Origin of the sequence: Corynebacterium sp. HMSC063A05 (assembly GCF_001809695.1) — a bacterium.
GTDB classification, from domain to species: Bacteria; Actinomycetota; Actinomycetes; order Mycobacteriales; family Mycobacteriaceae; genus Corynebacterium; species Corynebacterium amycolatum.
The window spans coordinates 413,952-432,567 of sequence record NZ_KV798496.1; the positions used below are offsets into that span (position 1 = coordinate 413,952).

General features: G+C 57.7%; 17 protein-coding genes and 3 tRNA genes. 10 read left to right on the top strand and 10 right to left on the bottom strand.

Features of this window, described 5'->3' with window-relative positions; translation table 11 throughout:
• Positions 1-4 precede the first annotated feature (4 nt).
• Positions 5-403 (top strand): globin, encoded by a 399-nt coding sequence (locus tag HMPREF2651_RS03545; protein WP_038628076.1) that lies wholly within the window; start codon positions 5-7, stop codon positions 401-403.
• 19 nt (positions 404-422) lie between these two features.
• Here HMPREF2651_RS03545 and HMPREF2651_RS03550 read toward each other — a convergent pair whose 3' ends face one another.
• From HMPREF2651_RS03550 to HMPREF2651_RS03570, 5 genes are all read right to left on the bottom strand, one after another.
• Positions 423-1,229, bottom strand: coding sequence for a DUF8185 domain-containing protein (locus HMPREF2651_RS03550; protein WP_038628073.1), 807 nt, complete (start codon positions 1,227-1,229; stop codon positions 423-425).
• Positions 1,230-1,235: 6 nt separating this feature from the next.
• Positions 1,236-1,679, bottom strand: a complete 444-nt coding sequence (locus HMPREF2651_RS03555; protein ID WP_016422286.1) for an acyl-CoA thioesterase — start codon at positions 1,677-1,679, stop codon at positions 1,236-1,238.
• Positions 1,680-1,815: 136 nt separating this feature from the next.
• Complete coding sequence (gene ettA, locus HMPREF2651_RS03560; RefSeq protein ID WP_038628070.1) at positions 1,816-3,486, bottom strand: energy-dependent translational throttle protein EttA; 1,671 nt, start codon at positions 3,484-3,486, stop codon at positions 1,816-1,818.
• A gap of 304 nt (positions 3,487-3,790) precedes the next feature.
• Positions 3,791-4,330 carry a single-stranded DNA-binding protein gene (locus HMPREF2651_RS03565; RefSeq protein ID WP_038628068.1) on the bottom strand — a complete coding sequence of 180 codons (540 nt, stop codon included), beginning with the start codon at positions 4,328-4,330 and terminating at the stop codon, positions 3,791-3,793.
• Between the two features lie 233 nt (positions 4,331-4,563).
• Positions 4,564-6,711, bottom strand: a complete 2,148-nt coding sequence (locus HMPREF2651_RS03570; protein WP_038628066.1) for a bifunctional copper resistance protein CopD/cytochrome c oxidase assembly protein — start codon at positions 6,709-6,711, stop codon at positions 4,564-4,566.
• 110 nt (positions 6,712-6,821) lie between these two features.
• Here HMPREF2651_RS03570 and HMPREF2651_RS03575 point away from each other — a divergent pair.
• Positions 6,822-6,894 (top strand) — tRNA-Arg (locus HMPREF2651_RS03575).
• A 55-nt stretch (positions 6,895-6,949) separates the two neighbouring features.
• Here the strand turns inward: HMPREF2651_RS03575 and HMPREF2651_RS03580 are convergent.
• Positions 6,950-7,594, bottom strand: coding sequence for a TetR/AcrR family transcriptional regulator (locus HMPREF2651_RS03580; RefSeq protein ID WP_038628064.1), 645 nt, complete (start codon positions 7,592-7,594; stop codon positions 6,950-6,952).
• A 269-nt stretch (positions 7,595-7,863) separates the two neighbouring features.
• On the opposite strand from HMPREF2651_RS03580, the gene orn reads away from it, so the two are divergent.
• Entirely contained in the window at positions 7,864-8,517 is a 654-nt protein-coding gene (gene orn / locus HMPREF2651_RS03585) for an oligoribonuclease (protein ID WP_038628062.1), read from the top strand.
• 143 nt (positions 8,518-8,660) lie between these two features.
• Positions 8,661-8,736: transfer RNA gene (locus HMPREF2651_RS03590), tRNA-His, on the top strand.
• A gap of 146 nt (positions 8,737-8,882) precedes the next feature.
• On the opposite strand, the gene HMPREF2651_RS03595 is transcribed toward HMPREF2651_RS03590, so the two are convergent.
• Together HMPREF2651_RS03595 and HMPREF2651_RS03600 are read right to left on the bottom strand one after the other, a co-directional pair.
• Entirely contained in the window at positions 8,883-9,677 is a 795-nt protein-coding gene (locus HMPREF2651_RS03595; RefSeq protein ID WP_049182018.1) for an ABC transporter ATP-binding protein, read from the bottom strand.
• 98 nt (positions 9,678-9,775) lie between these two features.
• A complete protein-coding gene (locus HMPREF2651_RS03600) occupies positions 9,776-10,792 on the bottom strand; it encodes an FtsX-like permease family protein (RefSeq protein WP_052155632.1) in 1,017 nt (338 codons plus the stop codon).
• A gap of 149 nt (positions 10,793-10,941) precedes the next feature.
• Between HMPREF2651_RS03600 and HMPREF2651_RS03605 the strand changes: the two genes are divergently transcribed.
• Both HMPREF2651_RS03605 and HMPREF2651_RS03610 read left to right on the top strand, forming a co-directional pair.
• Positions 10,942-12,147 (top strand): sensor histidine kinase, encoded by a 1,206-nt coding sequence (locus HMPREF2651_RS03605; protein WP_070585974.1) that lies wholly within the window; start codon positions 10,942-10,944, stop codon positions 12,145-12,147.
• A gap of 61 nt (positions 12,148-12,208) precedes the next feature.
• On the top strand, positions 12,209-12,892 hold the full coding sequence (locus HMPREF2651_RS03610; RefSeq protein ID WP_038628053.1) for a LuxR C-terminal-related transcriptional regulator: 684 nt from the start codon (positions 12,209-12,211) through the stop codon (positions 12,890-12,892).
• 54 nt (positions 12,893-12,946) lie between these two features.
• On the opposite strand, the gene HMPREF2651_RS03615 is transcribed toward HMPREF2651_RS03610, so the two are convergent.
• Positions 12,947-14,116 carry a L,D-transpeptidase gene (locus HMPREF2651_RS03615; RefSeq protein WP_070585975.1) on the bottom strand — a complete coding sequence of 390 codons (1,170 nt, stop codon included), beginning with the start codon at positions 14,114-14,116 and terminating at the stop codon, positions 12,947-12,949.
• Between the two features lie 662 nt (positions 14,117-14,778).
• Here HMPREF2651_RS03615 and HMPREF2651_RS03620 point away from each other — a divergent pair.
• A tRNA-Lys gene (locus tag HMPREF2651_RS03620) sits at positions 14,779-14,851 on the top strand.
• Positions 14,852-15,012: 161 nt separating this feature from the next.
• Here the strand turns inward: HMPREF2651_RS03620 and HMPREF2651_RS03625 are convergent.
• Complete coding sequence (locus tag HMPREF2651_RS03625) at positions 15,013-15,294, bottom strand: DUF3618 domain-containing protein (RefSeq protein WP_038628049.1); 282 nt, start codon at positions 15,292-15,294, stop codon at positions 15,013-15,015.
• 149 nt (positions 15,295-15,443) lie between these two features.
• Here HMPREF2651_RS03625 and bcp point away from each other — a divergent pair, with 149 nt between their 5' ends.
• The 3 genes from bcp (at position 15,444) to HMPREF2651_RS03640 (ending at position 18,614) form a co-directional block, all read left to right on the top strand.
• A complete protein-coding gene (gene bcp, locus HMPREF2651_RS03630) occupies positions 15,444-15,971 on the top strand; it encodes a thioredoxin-dependent thiol peroxidase (RefSeq protein WP_038628046.1) in 528 nt (175 codons plus the stop codon).
• Positions 15,972-16,046: 75 nt separating this feature from the next.
• Positions 16,047-16,706, top strand: coding sequence for a TetR/AcrR family transcriptional regulator (locus tag HMPREF2651_RS03635; protein ID WP_038628044.1), 660 nt, complete (start codon positions 16,047-16,049; stop codon positions 16,704-16,706).
• Between the two features lie 159 nt (positions 16,707-16,865).
• Positions 16,866-18,614: a neocarzinostatin apoprotein domain-containing protein gene (locus tag HMPREF2651_RS03640; RefSeq protein WP_038628042.1), complete on the top strand. Its 1,749-nt coding sequence runs from the start codon at positions 16,866-16,868 to the stop codon at positions 18,612-18,614.
• Positions 18,615-18,616: the final 2 nt, after the last annotated feature.

Here is an 18,616-nt window from a genome sequence, read left to right on the forward strand (position 1 = left end):
TGCCATGACAACTTCTCAGACGCTCTTTGACTCCGTCGGCGGCGAGGATGTCTTCAATCGCATCGTCCATGGCTTTTACACGCGTATGCGTTCCGATGACCTCATCGGCCCGATGTACCCCAGCGATGACTGGGAGGGCGCCGAGGATCGACTCCGCATGTTCCTCGTCCAGTACTGGGGCGGGCCGCGTTCGTACAGCGAACAGCGTGGTCATCCGCGCCTGCGCATGCGCCACATGCCGTTTTCCATCGGCGAAGCCGAACGCGACCGCTGGCTGGAGATCATGAGCGCCTCACTCGCAGACATTTCCGATGAAGAGCTCCCCCGCCCTCAACGCGAAGCCATGTGGAATCACATGGTGCAGGTCGCTGACATGCTCATCAACCGCTTCGACGCGCAGTAGGAATTATGCTCCTACCCCGCTAGTTCAGCAGCGGCAGCACGCCAAAGGACTCGAGCGTAAAGATCGAGCCAAACCGCCCATCCAGCCGGTGCCACCGTCCCTTCGTGGACACGCGCACCGGCTCTTTTTCATCCGGTTGCTCCGGAATGAAGCCCATCGCACACAGCGCAAACACATCCCGCATGGTCACGTCCACCACGCTTTTCGACGTCTCCTGCGACTGCCCCTCCCCTGAGTCAACAGTGGCTTCACCGGCCTCGCCGCTGACAGTAAGAACCTTCTGATCTAGCAGAGATGGCGGCATACCCATGGGGCCGGAAGATTCCACCGCGACCGCGCGCCCCTGCTTCTCGAGAGTCCGGAAAGCAGTGGCCGGAACATAGTCGACAACCTGCCATCCTTCCGGAACTGGCAAGAATCCCGGCCAGGAGGACGCCGACTGCGCATGCACCCGGTACGGCAGCGCGGTGAGCGAAGCTTCCTTGTCCTCCGCATCGTCGGATGATTTTGCCTGCGCGAAGGCACGCACTGCGATGTCTTTAATCTCCGCGGCAGTGACGATGATGTCGTCGGGAAGCGCATGTAGCGCAATTGTGCGCATGGCGAGCGGGCCGATCGGGGTCTTCACCCATACCTGTGACATTGCTGGCGCAGCGGTGGGCTCGGGCGAGGAACTGATACCGGCGACGGTGGTGGTCTTTCGTGCGCGGATGCGAAGCAATGTGTTCTCGTCGAGGGCGTAGGCCTTATGGGCTAGGACGCCCAGATTCTTCAGGGCATCGGGAGTGCCGAAGGTCAGCTCGGCAGCGGGATGAGAAGTGGTCACGGCGAATTACTTGTCCTGGTCTTCCTTGTTGTCCTCGATTGCGGGAGCTGCAAAACGCTCCAGTTCACGGCGTGCAGACGGGGAGAGCTCGACTGCCTTCGCAGTCTTGAGATCAAACATCACCATCACGGTTTCAAGCACAGCCACGATGTGATCATGCTGGTCGGAGATAGTCTGGCGGAGTGTGAAAGAGGTGCGACCGAAGTTGATGATCTCGGTCTCAACCACAACTTCCTGGGTGTCCGGCAAGATAGCGCGGACGTAGTCGATCTCCAGGCGACGCACCACTGCCGCAGGCATCCCTGCCCCGCCGCCGAGACCGCGCATAACAAAGTCCAGACGAGCCTGCTGGGCGTATTCCAGGAATGCGGTGTTGTTAGCGTGGCCGTACTGATCGAAATCAGACCAGCGGATAGCAACGTTGGTACGAAATGGTGCTGATTCAGTCATACCCAGAACTATAGGCGTTTTCTGGAGCTACGAGCCTGCAAATAACGCGAAAGCCCGGGACCTGTGCACTGGTGCGAGCCAGTCCACACTGTTCCGGGCTTTGCCGTTGGCAAAAACCAGATTCGCGGGAAACAGATTAGCGGGTCAGGCGACGGTGAGTGACACGCGACGGGCGCGCAGCCTCCTCGCCGTAACGCTCAATCTTGTTCTTCTCGTAGCCCTCGAAGTTGCCCTCGAACCAGAACCACTTGCCCTCTTCGAAGTTGCCTTCCCATGCGAGGATGTGGGTACAGGTGCGGTCCAGGAACCAACGGTCGTGAGAAATGACCACGGCACAGCCCGGGAAGTTCTGCAGTGCGTTTTCCAGCGAAGACAGGGTTTCGACGTCAAGGTCGTTAGTCGGCTCATCCAGGAGGATAAGGTTTCCGCCCTGCTTGAGGGTCAGCGCGAGGTTCAGACGGTTGCGCTCACCACCGGAGAGAACCTTCGACGGCTTCTGCTGGTCCGCGCCCTTGAAACCAAAGGCAGACAGGTACGCACGAGACGGCATCTCGTTCTGGCCGACCACGATGTAGTCGAGACCATCAGAGACAACCTCCCAGACGGTCTTTTCCGGATCGATATTTTCACGGCCCTGGTCAACGTAGCTGAGCTGAACAGTCTGCCCGACCTTGACCTCACCGGAATCCGGCTGCTCCAGCCCCACGATGGTCTTAAACAGGGTGGACTTACCCACACCGTTCGGGCCAATCACACCGACGATGCCGTTACGCGGCAGGGTGAACGACAGGTCCTTAATCAGGACGCGGCCATCAAAGCCCTTCTCCAGGTCCTTGACCTCAACAACCTGGTTACCCAGGCGCGGCGGGGTCGGAATCTGAATTTCTTCGAAGTCGAGCTTCTTGTACTGCTCGGCTTCCTCCACCATCTGCTCGTAGCGCTCCAGACGGGCCTTGTTCTTGGCCTGGCGAGCCTTCTGCCCCGAGCGGACCCACGCCAGCTCATCCTTCAGGCGCTTCTGCAGCTTGGCGTCCTTCTTACCTGCAACCTCAAGGCGCTCAGCCTTCTTCTCCAAGTAAGTCGAGTAATTGCCCTCGTACGGGTAGAGCTTGCCGCGGTCGACCTCACAAATCCAGCCAGCGACGTGATCCAGGAAGTAACGGTCGTGAGTCACGGCCAGGACAGCGCCCGGGTACTTAGCCAGGTGCTGCTCGAGCCACAGCACGGACTCGGCGTCCAGGTGGTTAGTGGGCTCGTCGAGAAGCAGCAGATCCGGCTCGGAGAGCAGCAGCTTAGCCAGTGCTACACGACGACGCTCACCACCGGAGAGGTGAGTAACCGGCTCATCTGCCGGCGGGCAGCGAAGCGCATCCATTGCCTGCTCAATCTTGGAATCCAGCTCCCAAGCATCAGCAGTGTCGAGCTCCTCCTGGAGCTTGCCCATTTCTTCCATGAGCTCGTCGGTGTAATTGGTGGCCATCTCCTCGGCGATGGCTTCAAAACGAGCCTTCTTCTCGAAGATGTCGCCGAGGCCCTCCTCGACGTTGCCGCGAACGGTCTTCTCCTCGTTCAGCGGAGGCTCCTGCAGCAGGATGCCAACAGTGGCGCCCGGCTCCAGGAAAGCTTCACCGTTACTCGGCTGATCCAGGCCAGCCATAATCTTCAGAATCGACGACTTACCTGCGCCGTTCGGACCGACCACGCCGATCTTTGCGCCCGGGTAAAACGCCATGGTGACGTTGTCGAGAATAACCTTATCGCCGTGCGCCTTGCGCACGTTTTTCATCTGGTAGATGAACTCACCCATGATGGAATTTCGTCCCCTCGTAAAAAGGAAATAAGCAATCCCTGTAGAGGTTACGCATAGGAACCAAAAGGCACAATCTACATGGGCGTACCCGCAATCCTTTCCCACCAAAGTCTCTGCCAGGCTACTAGCAAAACTAGCTGCGAGATAACGCTGCCGAATCGTATGCGATCCCTCCCCCTTTCTCAGCAGCGTCACCTCACATGCAGCAAATACCCCTCCCCTCTTTTAGCGGCACCCCCCTTAATCCGCTCTAGAACGGCCAACTAACTCCTTGCCTGGAACTGGCCAACTAACTCCGTCACTAAAACGGCGCACTAGCTCCTGCACCAGCCATTTCTTGCTGCTCAGCACGAGCTGCACTTGTGTTCCCAGCCTCACTAGCGTCGCCAGCACCAGCGCTGAATGTACGCACTGTCTCGGTAACCGAGGCGTCCGATTCCCCAGCAGAAGCCTCACCAAGACCCGTCGGCGACTCATGCGGCTTCTCAGTCATAGTCTTGACCGTCGCCAGGTGACGACGCAGATTCGGCCCCACCGCCTTAGCAATGATCTTCTGGCGCTGATGCTTCGTACCATCATCGCCCTCCCAACGATCCGTACGAACGTGACCGTGGACAATAACGGCTTGGCCCTTCCACACCGTGTTATTCACGTTCTCGGCTAGTTTGCCCCAGCATTCAACATCAAAATATGACGTCTCCGACTGCTCCCAACCATTCTCCCCCTTCCATGACTTGCTGGATGCCACAGAAAACTTGCAGACCTTTGCCCCAGAATTGGTATTTCGATTTTCCACATGATGGACCACATTGCCCACCACGGTAATAACTGCCTCAGACATCGGGCTCCTCCCCCAAAAGAAAGCGTTTACCTACTGCGGCCGAATAATCCGAAGATGTCTCATTCGTGCCGTGCCAACTACTTTTCCGGCTCCGGGAGGCAAGCGAAAGAGGCAAACAAAAAGCCTGTGGATAATTTCGTCTAAAATACAACTATCCACAGGCTTCATATGAAGGTGAGGGGCGAGGTCGCAGCAATCCTCGTCGTCAAGCGAACGAAATCAGCTTAACGACGCTACCTTCCGCGCCTCTTCGAGGCATCAATCGGATTGTCCATGTGCACCGGATGCTGCGCGTCAACCTCTGAGGTGTAGTAGTCGCGCTCATCTTCGCCACCGACACCGACCTGCTGGCTCATGCGAGCGAGCATTTCGTTGTATGCAGCCAACTCCTCATCGTTGTTGCGGTCTGCGACACGGTCGTAGCGTGCTGCATCCTTCTCGTCAGAGCGTCGCCACTGCACAAACAGCGCAACGGTAACGATGTAGAGCGGAACCTCACCGGCAGCCCACGCGACGGCACCGCCGACATTCTGATCTTCCAAGAGATTGACTGCCCACGGGAGATCAAGGCTGGCGTAGTAGGTCTCGGCGAGCACCTGCTGCGACTGCATTAGCGAAATACCGAACCAAGCGTGGAACGGTAGCGACCCCATCAGCGTGACCAGTTTGACCGACGGCGCAATCTGCTGCGGTGCGGCATCGACACCAATAATGACCCAGTAGAAGATGTAACCCGAGATCAGGAAGTGGATGTTCATGAACACGTGACCTGCGTGCTCATCGGCCAGGAAGTCGTAAATCGGTGTCATGTAGAGCAGGTAGAAACCTGCAACGAACTGCACCGTCGCCACCACCGGGTGCGTGAGGAAACGCGACACCGGGTTGTTGATGAAGACCACCAGCCACTCACGAATACCCGGCAGACCATCACGTCCAGCCGGCTTCAGCGCACGCAACGCCAGCGTGACCGGACCACCCAGCACCAGCATGACCGGAATGCCCATCGAGTAAAGCATGTGGGCAATCATGTGCACAGAGAACAGAGCCGGCATGTACACACCCAGTGCGCTGCACGAAGTAAACAGCAAAGTTGCGCAACCGCCGAGCCACCACAGAGTGTTGGACAGCGGCCAGGTACCGCCGCGCTTCTTCAGCAAGTAGAGCCAATACAGGTAAATCCATGCGGCGATAATCGCGGCAGAGCCGAAGAAAATGTCAAAGCGCCACTGCGTGAACATGGCCTCCCAGCCGAATGGGATCTCCAGGTTGTAGCCGAGCTTGACCTGCATCTGCGTAATGGACGGCAGGCCCTCACCACCGGCCTGCTCAGAGAAATTCGGTGGCGGCGGAGTACGGCCGAGGGCCACGGCAACGCCAATCGTGAGCGCCATAATGATGACCTCAACAATGGCCAGTCGCCAGAACGGGCGATTCGACTGGGCACGCTCAATCTCCGGGATGGTGATCTTGCGGTGCACATAGCCACACAGGCCCAGCAAGATGGTGAGCACCGCCTTGACCAGCACCATGATGCCGTAGTTATTGCTGACCAGGTCAGACCAGTCAATATTGATGGCTGCGTTAATGAAGCCAGAGGCAGACATTGCAATGAATGCAACCAACGCCACGAAGGAGTAGCGCTTCACGACCTCTGGCATCCACTCACCACGACGACGCGCGTGGCCAACCAACGCCATCAAACCGCCGACCCAAAACACAGTGAAAGTCAAGTGCCAGATGTAGGAGTTGGTGCCGTAGTCATGCGCACCACCGGAGGCGTTGTGGCTCACAACAGCCAGCGGCATCATCGACACCAAGCTGATGGCGAAGAACACCGGCTGCCAAATCCATTTACGAGTCAGCGATGAGCCGAGCGCCACAATGCCCGCAAAAATAGCTACCCACAGCCACGCCAAGCCCTCCTTGGTCTGCTCCAAAGACACAGCCCAGTTACTCAGCTGAATCGTCGTTGACAGCGGCTGGCCCGACACATCGGAGAGAACCAGCGGAATCTCCATCAGCGCCATGAGACCCCAGCCGAGCATGGCCCACATACCCGTACGGGATGCCGTGTAGCCGTCGAGGCCCAAAGTGCCGTCGGCACGCTGCTTCGTACCGAAAGCAGCGAGCATAAACGAGCCGACACCGAGACAAGCGAGCAACTCACCGGTCGCCTTGGCGAACGGAAACCCGAAGGTAGTGATTGTGCCCGGATCAGGAATGCCCAACGTGGCGCGCGAATCCATGTTGAACGCCATCGAGAGCAAACCAGCTAGAACGCCGCCGATAAGCACAAAAACAACGTACCAACCAGCAGATTTACGGACTTTCTTATCCTTGCTAACAGGCGGAGAGGTCTCGGCCTTGGTCGTGGCAGTCATAGCCCTAAGCTTAGCGACCAAATTCCCTAGAGCAGAACCGGTAACACCACTGGGATTAGAACCGGTTGTGATTGGCTGTGCCAGAGACGCTACAATGCTTTTCTTAGCTGGCCTCCATAGCTCAGTGGACAGAGCAGTCGGCTTCTACCCGATTGGTCGAGGGTTCGAATCCTTCTGGGGGCGCAAAAATAACCCGCCTGGCCTGGTTTTATACCAGCATCAGGCGGGTTTTTACCTTTTAGTCCTTCTTGTTATCCGCGGGATCCGGACGCAAGTAGCGGTCAACCATGTCGACAACCTCTTCGACAGATTTCTTGTCTAGCGCAGCATCCTTTCCATCCGGACGCCACACCAGCACCATCGTCTGAATCAGACGGTAAATGTTGCGTGCCAACTGATATGGGTCGTGCTCGCGAATAGTGCCATCTTCCTGCCCGTGACGGACACCGGGGAGAATGAACTTCTCCACAATCTCCAGCTGAGTGTCGCTCATCTCTCCAGTGAGCGCTTCTAAGACGCGGTCGGGATCTGTCTTGACCAGGCCAGGGAAAAAGTCACTTTCGATGATGCGTTGAACGACGATTCGAATACGCAGCAACATACGAGCGCGTGAATCGCCAGGGACATAACGGAGCCCCTCAAGCATGTGCAGGATTTCGCGGTTGGTCACTTCCGCGAGAAGCTCGCCAATATCGGCGTAACGGCGATATACAGTCGGCCGCGAAACCCCTGCCTTGCGAGCAATTTCTGCAATCGAAGTCCTACGAAAGCCCACAGTCATTACGCTCTCACGAGCAGCGGCAATGATGACATCATCGACGGATGGTTTCTGTGCCGCGGTGTTGCTTTGAGCAGCGTCGCCAACACGGCTCGTCTCATCCATGTAACTATTTCTCCCGTTGGAATCCGAATTCAGAAGTAATTTTATCAGGCAAATAGGTCGATTTAGTTCATGCCCCGTTGTCCAATTCTAAAACCTCACTTTCCAGTTAATTTCGTTTCCCCACAATCCGCCTCAAAATCGGCACGCTAAACCACATCACAATCCACATCGCTAAGCTGGGCGTAGTCAACACGCGCCCCGCAGCCCAGTCCGGGCACAAAATAAGGCGCACTGCAGAAACATGCCGAATCTCAGCGAAAGGTGAAATCATGGCTCAGCCCAATCCCGATCTCCAGCTCTCCCCTGAGCTCGACCGGATTGTGTGGATTGACTGCGAGATGACAGGCCTCGAGCCCGAGCGCCACGTCATTGTCGAAATCGCGGCTCTCGTCACCGATGCCAACCTCAACGTGCTTGGAGAAGGTGTGGACATCGTCGTGCACGCGTCCGAGACTGAATTGGCACAGATGGACGATTTCGTCACCAAGATGCATGCAAAGTCCGGCCTGGATCAGGAAATACGCGCAAGCAAGACAAATGTCGCCGACGCCGAACAAGCTGTTCTGGACTACATCCACCAGTGGGTTCCCGAGCCCCGCACCGCTCCGCTGGCAGGAAACTCGATTGCTTCCGACCGCAAGTTCATCCACCGCTACATGCCAGAGCTCGATCAGCACCTGCACTACCGCATGATTGATGTCTCTTCCTTCAAGGAACTGGCCCGCCGTTGGTACCCCCAGGTTCTCAAGGGCGCTCCAGAAAAGGGTCTCGCTCACCGAGCTCTCGCAGATATCAAGGAGTCGATCCGCGAGCTGGACTACTACCGCCGCGCCATGCTTCTGCCCCACCCTGGCCCCGATGCCGACGCTGTTTCCGCCGCAAGCAAGGAATCCACAGAAAAGTACGGTGAAATTCGCGGCTAGCTCGCTTTACGACGGCCCCAAACCCTAACCCTCTCCAATTTTATCCGGGTTGACCTGCTGTTTTTGTTTCCAGCCCACTGTGGGCTACCATATAGTTCGCTGCAGAGATGAACTGAGAAAACAGCTCATTTAATGCGGTAATGGTGACTGTAGTTCAGTTGGTAGAGCACCAGGTTGTGATCCTGGGTGTCGCGGGTTCGAGTCCCGTCAGTCACCCCAAGTAGAACCCTCGGCCAGGATTTTTCCTGGCCGAGGGTTTTTGTGTGTCCGCCTACCACGCGGGTCTCGGGTTAATAGACAAAGTGTGTCCACCCAGCGTGTCGCCGGGATGGGTCCTTTTGCTACTTATCCCCCCCCCACAGTCACTACCGAGTAGCTACCAAACCTGCATCCGATACCTGCAGTTTGCCGTCGATCATCTCCACGATCCGGTCGGCACCGTGGAGCTGCCCCAGGTCGTGGGTGATGTACAGGGTGGCCACACCCATCTTCCGCGTCACATCCATAATCAGTTGCGTCACGGCCCCTGCGCTCTTCTGATCCAAGGCCGCGGTCGGCTCGTCGACTAGCAGCACTTCCGGCTCATTCATCAGTGCGCGCGCAACATTGACACGTGCCTGCTGACCACCGGAAAGCTGGTTCACGCGACGGTTTCCCAGCCCCGCCAGGCCGACTGCCTCGAGTAGCTCATCGGCGCGCTTCTCCGCTTCACGACGGCCACCCGCGAGCCAACCGAAGACGCGGCCCAGCCGCCGCATTGCGATGAGCTGCTGCTTAACCGTTAAGGCTGGTAGAAGATTCGGCTGCTGGAAGACGATACCGATATGTTCGCGACGAACCTTGGCAGCATCCGCGCCGCGAGCGCTCAGGTCAATGGCCGTCCTTTCCGCACTCTCGTCCGCGCCTGCACCGTTCGAGTCCTGCTTGGTGGAGTACAGCGTGACATGTCCGGTATCGGCGCTCTTCAAACAACCTGCGATGGTCAACAGAGTCGACTTACCGGAACCCGATGGACCAACCAATCCAACTACCTCGCCAGCTCGAATCTTCAGCGAGATGTCATCCAAAATGGTGCGCTTGTTTTCACCGTCCTGGACGGTCAACGAAATGTTCTTCAGCGCCAGTGCCACGGGAGCGTTGTTGTCGATGTAGGTAGTCATTTTGTCCTCAATTCCTCAGTTGCTGGTTGTGCAGGTTGTGCAGGGCGTGCAGGTTGTACGGGATGTTTTTGGCGGAAAGTCGTTTTCTCAGATTGCCACTATGCGTTCGCCAGTGCGGTGGTCGGATCGACGCGAAATACCGGCACCAGTGCCAGCAGCGCACCAACTACGCCGGTCACAGCGAGAACGAGCCCCGGCACGACGGTCGTGGAAGCATCGACCACAATCGGCATGACGTTGGCGCTCTGCAGAGCCCAGCCCGCCGCTGCAGTCACCGCCACGCCGCCGCCGACTCCGATTGCTAGCACGGCCAGGACCTGTGCCAGAGAGTCAGCCACCAGCACGGAGCGGGACGCACCGAGCGCCGAGGAAATGGCCACACCACGGAGTCGCTGAACGGTCCACACGGTGAAAAATGCGCCTACTACCAGCGCGGAGATGACATACAGCATCGAGGTCATCGCGTTGAGCGAAGTCTGCTCGCCCTGGTAGGAAGCCGACAGGTTGTTGCGCTCGCCGTCGCGCAGAATGGTTCCTTCCGGGACATTCGGCAGCTGCGCCGCAGACTCGTCGACAACCATCGCCGCCGGCACCATCTGCCCCGGCGTCAGGTCTTCCATCACACCGCGCCCGGCATAAATGACTGCTTGATGGTCCAGCCACTTATCCCCCACCAGTCGTGCAACCGTGGCCTTATAATCGCCCATCGCGCCAGACAGGGTCAGCGAGTCACCTTCCGCAATGGCGGTTTCACTAACGCCGTCGGTGACGGCCACCTGGTCGTCGTTAAGCGAAAAATCGGAGATGACGGTGACGGGCGTTTCATCGACTCGTGCACGGCTGACGTAGACATCGCGGATGGCGGCGTTATTATCGTTCGCCCACGTTTGGATGCCCTTTCGCACTGTCTCGCCCATGCTTGACGACGACAACGACGTGGCCCCCTCAGCGACGACGACGGCATCGTTTTTGCCGTAGACCTCGTCAAGTGCGGAAACGGACTGGGAGGACAGGCCGGCAGCCAAAGCCGAGAGGAACACGACCATCACAGCAATCATGCCAACGGTGATGGTGATTAGTGCCGCACGGCCTGGAGCGGCCCGAAGTTCTTTCATTGACTGGTACATACTCATTATGGTCGTGGATTCAAAGGAGGATTTAATCGCCAGGGAGGTTGAACTTCGTCTCCAACTTTCGGTTGATGTTGACAATTCCGGCTCGTCAGCGGTGTTTTGGCAGGTGGAACTGTCCTAAGCTCGAGGGCGTGGATACTCCTGAGACCCTGAACCGCAACTGGCAATTACTGCGGTTTGCCCTGGATGTTTTGGTGCTGGTGCTGCTAGCGGTATGCGTGGTTCCGGACCCGCAGTGGCGAATCATCACCTATGCGGTGTGTTTTCTAGCGGTGTACATAGCAGGTTCGGTCGGGCCGATTGGTCGGGCTCGGCATGGCAACGTAGCCAACGAGGTCGCACTGACTAAACCGCACGGCCTACTACTGGGCTGGCTTGTGATCCTGCTGCTGTGCTGGGCTGCGTTGGCGTTTGCAACGCTGGACGCCTCGTTCCTGGTTTTCCCACTGTTTTTCGTAATTTTGCAGGTCACTGGCGGCCTTACGGCTGTAATCATGGTGGCGGCGACAACGGCGACGGCAATCGGCGCTATAGCCGTCCACACTCCCCTGGCTTTTGGTGGGGTCCTCGGTCCTATCCTCGGCGGGACATTTGTGCTCACGGTGGGGCTGGGGTTTCGGCTGCTGCAGAGGGAGACTATCGAAAAGACCAAGGCGCTGGAGGAGCTCTCGGCTGCCCGCGCCCACTCGGAAGCACTGTCCCGTCGTGCCGGTGAGCTGAACGAACGCGCACGCCTCGCAGCCGACATTCATGACACCGTGGCGCAGGGGCTTTCCTCCATCCAGCTGCTGCTGCATTCGGTGGAGTCTCGCATGAAAAGTGCTCCCACTCAGCATGACCAGGCCTCGGTGGATTCGCTGCAGCTCGCTCGCAAGGTCGCGGCCGACAACCTCGCCGAAACTCGGCGCATTATCGCAGCACTTCAGCCGGCTCCTCTCGAAGGGGCTGACCTATCCGGTGCGTTGGAGAAAGTCTGCTCCTCCACGGTGCTGGGCGATGCTGTCAGCTTCTGCGTTGACGGCACACCCACGCGACTGCCGGCCACCGTCGAAGCCACAATTATCAGGGTGGCCCAGGCGAGCTTGGCGAACGTCGTCAAGCATGCACACGCCACGCGCTGTCGCGTCACTCTGACCTATCAGCCCGACGAGGTTCTGCTCGACTGCGTCGACAACGGCATCGGCTTCGACCCCACCGCACCAACCAACGACGACAGCGTGGGTATCGCCAACGCGCGCCGACGCGTGGAAAAGCTCGGCGGCACCTTCACCATCGAGTCGGAACCTGGGCGCGGCTGCGGTGTCAGCGTCAGCATCCCGCACGAGCTCGCCTCTTAAAGTCCCGCGCCTGGTATGCAGGTAGGAAACGACCATTCACATCACCCGAGGAGATAGCCAGGTGACCAAGCCCATCGGAGTCCTCATCGCCGACGATCATCCCATCGTGCGCGCTGGTCTTCGCGCCGTCGTTGAATCGGCGCCGGATATCGTCGTGGTTGGCGAGGCTGCCAGCGGTGACGACGCGGTCGAGAAGGTGCGCGCATCGCTTGACGACGACTCTTGCGACCACATCGATCTGGTACTCATGGATCTTCGCTTTGGCGAGGCCCCTGGCACCGCTTCCCGCGCAGGCGGAGTTGATGCCACTGCAGCCATCCGCGCACTCGCCGGGCGCGGCGTGAAGGCTCCGGAGGTGTTGGTGGTGACCAACTATTCTTCGGACTCCGATGTCCTCGGCGCTGTCACCGCTGGCGCAGTTGGTTATCTGCTGAAGGATGCCGCTCCGGAAGAACTCATCGATGGCATCCGTCGCGCCGTTCGCGGCGAGACCGTGCTGAACACGCAGGTTGCCGGGCGCTTGATGGGGCGGATGCGCAATCCCAATACGGCACTAACCCCGCGCGAACTCGAGGTGCTCGAGTTGGTCGCGCGGGGTATGTCGAATAGAAAAATTGCAGAGCAGCTGGTGCTCACTGAAGCGACTGTGAAGTCGCATCTGGTGCATATTTTCACCAAGCTAGACGTCAGCTCCCGCACCGCGGCTGTTGCTCGGGCGCAGGAGCTGGGAATGTTGGATGAATAGTAAGCGGTCTAACCCGTGTGACTTAAGTGATGGCCTCACTTAGAGGACAGGGGGTTACCAAGAGCTGGTCTCGTCGGCGTTGCCCTTCTTCCAGGTCTCCCACGGGATGTTCCAGTCACCTAGTCCATCAACACCGGAGAGCGTCTCGCCAACCGTATTCTTCACAACCACGATGTCACCGCGCTTAGTGTTGTCCAGGAACCACTTAGCGTTGGCGTCAGTGACGTTGATGCAGCCGTGAGACTGGTTGACGCTGCCCTGTGCCCATGTTGACCACGGTGCACCGTGGACGTAGATACCGGAGTAAGACATCTGCGTTGCGTAGTTAACCGGCGTGACGTAGCCACCGTTATCCAGAGACAGGCCGTAAGTACGGGAGTCCATCACCATAGTCTCGTTGCGATCACCGATGATGTACTGGCCATTCGGAGTCGGGTGAACATTAGACCCCATAGAGATAGGCATGGAGTTTACGACTTCACCGTTCTTCTTAATGACCATGGTCTTCGTCGCATCATCAGCGATAGCGATGACTTCATCACCGATGGTGAAGCTGGTTTCGGCGGACTCCGCACCGTACATGTCGTCACCGAGATCCGTGCCATAAATGTCGGACTTCACGGTAACCTTGGTACCCGGCTTCCAGTACTCCTTTGGACGCCAGCGCACCTCGCTATTATTCAGCCAGTAGAAAGCGCCTTCCACCTTAGGCTCGGTGGTCACCTTGATTGCTTCCTCAGCGGCCTTGCGGTCCGAAATACTCGCGCTGAACTTCACGGCAATAGTCTGACCGACACCCACGGTGGAACCATCCAGTGGGGACAGGTAGCCATTTACCTGAGAAGTCGGCTCAATAGTGGTGAAAGAAGTAGCCAGCTTTTCTGTGCCTGAGGTGGCGTTAATCTCATAGGTCTTTGAGTAGCCCAGGGGTTCTGCAGTGGTCCACTTGGTACCACTGGAGTCGAGCTTGCCCTTTACCTCTTTGCCCTCAGGGTTGGTCATAACAACCTTGTCCAGGCGATGCCCCCCTTCCACCTGAACCGAAATCGGGTCAACCACCGAAACATCGGTGGCATCGTCCTTCACACTGGCGACAAGACCAACGTCCGACTTCTCCGCCTCTTGCTGCTCGGCATTATCGCCGCCGACGGTACAAGCAGCTAGCGAAATGGTGGCCGCAAATGTCACCACCGCCGTCGACAGGCGCTTAAAAGATTGCCGCATGATCGTGCTTCACTCCAACAGTGCAATTATTAAGTAGTAAGTCCCGGGGACACACTGTGACACACAGCGGAGTCCTGCTACAGCCCCTGGTGCGCCCTCGAAAAAGGTCAGACTACCCTGCAACGGCACTAGCCGCCGATAAAACGCCCGCCCTAGCTGAAAAAGCCGTAATGACTGCCCGATCGCAGTTTTCAACTCTTCACAGGGCGCAGCACGCAAAGTAGCCCAACGGTTCCTACAGTTAACCCTCTGGAAAAATGCTGTGCAACCCCCAAAAACCGGGGCACTTCAACCGACCTGGGAAAACGATGCACCTTTGAGGCTGCGTTACCGAAAAGTAATCAGTTCGCTATTCAAAAGTGCCACCGGACGTTACCGGACGTTACTAAACACCGCCGAACGTCACCGAACGTACCTACGGCATCAATGCACGCTCCCGGCGTTGATGACCTTGATACAACCCCACCCCACTTTGAGGATTTTCAAACTTTTTTTGAACTTTTTTCAAACGGTTGCGCAAAACCCTTCAAAAAACATGCAAAAACGTCAGCTCAAAAACAGCACCTGACCAGCCGATTTTACAAACAATCAGAAACCTGGTTATATATCTTCTCGTTGCCGGGGAGGAGCTCACACAGAGAGCACCAAGCAGGAAACAGTAAGCGCCATTAGCTCAACTGGCAGAGCAGCTGACTCTTAATCAGCGGGTTCGGGGTTCGAGTCCCTGATGGCGCACGATACAGACCGGGAAGGTAGAAATACCTTCCCGGTCTTTTTGTTGCATAACAAGCGCAGTCGCCAACTTGTGCCCCACGCCTGACTCAAAAAGGGATTAGATACGCAAAAGCGCACGACCCCAGGTAACCACCCGAAGCACGTGCGCTAATTACTGAAAACTACTTAGCAGCAGTCTCAATCATCTCGCGAATGCGGTCGATTTCCTTGCTGCGATTGCGGTTACGACGAATGCCCATTGCGATGCCGCCAACAACGAGTGCGGCAACGACACCCAGTGCTGCCTGCACCTTAGGCTCATTCAGAGCATCGAAAACACGGGTCTTTGCGTCATCCGCAACGTTCTTCGGATTCGTTCGCACGGTTAGCTCATCCAGAGTACGGGCGAGCTGGTTACGGTTACGCTCAATATCGCGCTGGATATCTTCAATGCTGCGAGCCACGTAAACTCCCTAAAAAGTTGAATATCTAAAGTGATTGTTCGCCTAAAAGACTAACACTTCCGCTACAGCAACGTGGGCGAGCACGGGAAAAACTCAATGCATTGCTTCAGAGTCGCCACGCACCGCTCCAGAGTCGATACGATTAAGCCATGACTACTTCTTCCTCCAGCGACAAAGAATACGGCCAGAACAACATCCGATTGGAAGCTGGCGATCCTGCCCCGGCGTTTACTCTTCTCAACGACGCCGACGAGCAGGTTTCTCTGTCGGACTACGCGGGCAAGCCAGTGCTGATTTACTTCTACCCGCGGGCCAACACCCCAGGCTGCACCACTGAGGCATGCGACTTCCGCGATGAATCCGCAGCCCTGAACGATGCCGGCATTCCTGTTGTAGGTATTTCTCCGGACAAGCCGGCAAAACTCGCAAACTTCCGTGAGGACCACGGCTTGAACTTCACCCTCCTGTCCGATCCGGACAAAGAAACTATGACCGCGTTCGGCGCTTTCGGCGAGAAGAAGAACTACGGCAAGGTTGTCCAGGGCGTCATCCGCTCGACTTTCCTGGTTAATGCCGAAGGAGAAATTGAAAAGGCCTGGTACAACGTTCGTGCCAAGGGGCACGTCCAGCGAGTACTGCGTGATTTGGGCGTGGAATCACAGGCTTCCGACAGCTAGCTTGTCGCAAGACCTGCTCTGGCCCCGGCCCCAAACTCTCATCTCATATCATCCCGATTAGACGGTTTCGTAGTAGTGACTCAATCCCAGGACGCACCGAATATTCTTCGTCCCCGTCGCACTCCGGCTCAACAACGCAGCCGAGAGCGGTACGCACGCATGCTCAGCTCGGCACGCACAGTGCTCATCGAGCACGGGTTTGAGTCTTTCACTTTCGACGAAGTCGCTCGCCTTGCCGATATCCCCATTGGCACGCTCTACCAATTTTTCGCAAACAAGTATGTGATGATCTGCGAGCTCGACCGTCAGGACACCGAGGCCGTCATTGAGGAAGTCTCACGCTTCGGTGAAACAGTCCCCACCCTGAAATGGCCGGAGTTTCTCTCGGAGTTCATCGACCACCTGGCAAAACTGTGGCGCGAGGACGTTTCTAGAAGAGCCGTATGGCTGGCCGTTCAATCGACGCCCGCTACACGCGCGACCGCAGAAGATACGAAGGCACGCCTGGTCACCGAGATTTCAAAGGTGCTGCGCCCGCTGGTGCCGTCGTCAAGCGATGCGGAACTGAATTTCATCTCCGACCTCATGATTAACGCGACGTACGCCCTGCTGAATTATGCGGTTGACCATCCGGGAAGTGATGCTGAACGGGAAGCTCATTACGAGCTGACGGTGCAGGAAATCAAACGCATGACCATCTCTTATCTCATGAGCGTCGCAGAAGCAGCAGACTAGAAAGCTCCCCTCCTCACCTCGGCAGGGGCATTTATTGCCCTTACCAATACGCGGAGGGTAGGCTTGCCTTAGTTTACGCTTTACTCTGGTCAGCGCGGTGGGGTTGCTTGTTTTTCGCCGTGCCTGCGCCGGAACTCCCAAACAGAATCAGAGGTTTACATGTCCACGACGCAGGGCGCTTTCCGACGGAGCCTGCTTCCCCGCTCTATTGTTCTAGCTTCGGCAATCGTAGTGAGTACGGGATTTCTACCCGCAGTCCCCGCATCGGCACAGTCGCTGCCATCGATTGGACAGCTCGGCGGTTCGCTCCCCGGCATCGGTGACCTTCTCGGCGGTAGCATCGATCAGTCTGAGCGCCAGCTCTCCGTGACCCCTGCCACTGATCTTTCCGACGGCGCCACCGTGACCATCAAGGGAGTCGGCTACCCCGCTAACGCAAATATTTACCTGGCCCAGACAATCGAGAAGCCAAAGTCGGGCTACCCCTCGACCTATGGCGAAGCGGCCAAGGTCACGGTCGGCGCTGACGGAAGTTTTACGCAGGAGATGAAAGTCGCGACCAGCTTTGGCGATGTCGACTGCACCTCCACCCAGTGCTACGTAGCCTCCTTTACTGCGTTCCCTAATCTTTCTGACCGCAGCAATGACCAGTGGGTCCCCATCACTTTCAAGGCGGGTGCTACTTCCCAGGCTGCTCAATCGCAGGGTTCCACCGGCGCGGCACCGAGTGGTGGCCAGAGCACTGGTTCGGGCGCACAGTCACCGTCGCAGTCACGAGGTAGCGCATTGGTGAGCCTGTCCAAGACCTCAGACTTGAACCCGAGCGGCGACACCATTCGAGTTGAAGGCAAGGGATTCAAGACCTCTGGACCGGGCATCTACGTCGGTATCGCGCAAAATGACCAGATGGATGTGACCAACGCCGATTCCTTCGGCCCGGATACCAAGTTTGTGTCTACCTCTCGCGGCAACCTGAAGTCCGACGGCAGCTTCAGCGTGGATCTTCCGGTCAGCGCGAAGTTTGGCACGGCAGACTGCATGCAGAACGCTTGCTCGGTCTACACCATTGCTGCTCACGGTTCTTCCGACCGCAGCCAGGACACAGCGACAGCAGTATCGTTTGCCGGCGGAGCTGCTAAGCAGGACGCTACCCTGCCGTCCGGCGGTGGCTCCTCACAGTCCGCCGGCAGCGCAAGCTCCAGCGCCAGTGGCAGCACAGGGTCTAGTGGGTCGAGTAGCACCACCGGTTCCAGCGGCTCTAGCAGCTCCAGCAGCTCCAACGACAGCAGCTCCTCGACCGGAACCCCGGCGGTAAGCCTGTCCACCACGGAACTGAACCCATCGGGCAGCACCGCAATTACCGTCTCCGGCACCGGATTCAAAACCAGCGGCAACGGCATCTACGTCGCAGTGGCTGAGAAGAACAAGTTCTCCACCACCAACGCTGATGCTTTCTCCGCCGCTGAGTTTGTCCGCACCTCCCAGATGTCCTCCGACGGAAGCTTCTCTACCACGCTCAATGTCGAGGCCGTCACCTCGGCCGCCAACTGCGTCGAAAATGACTGCGCACTCTACACCTTTGCTGCACATGGTTCTTCCGACCGCAGCCAGGACACGGCCACGGATCTCAGCGTCGGTGGCTCCGCCAAGGAACGCGAAGAAGCTGTGAAGGCCGGTGCCTCCAAGACCGGAGAGTCCAAGGCCAGCGGCGCATCCAAGGCATCTGGCAAGGCTTCCGCAAAGTCCAACGCTTCCGGTAATGGGCTCGACGAAGTTGTGCAGACTCAGCAGGCCGCGACCAATTCCCCGCTCCAAACCGCCGCAGTCGCCGGAACCGGCGCAATCCTGGGCGCGCTAATCTTCGGTGCTGGCATCCTGGTCGGTCGCCGTCAAAAGTCCGTCGATTAGCA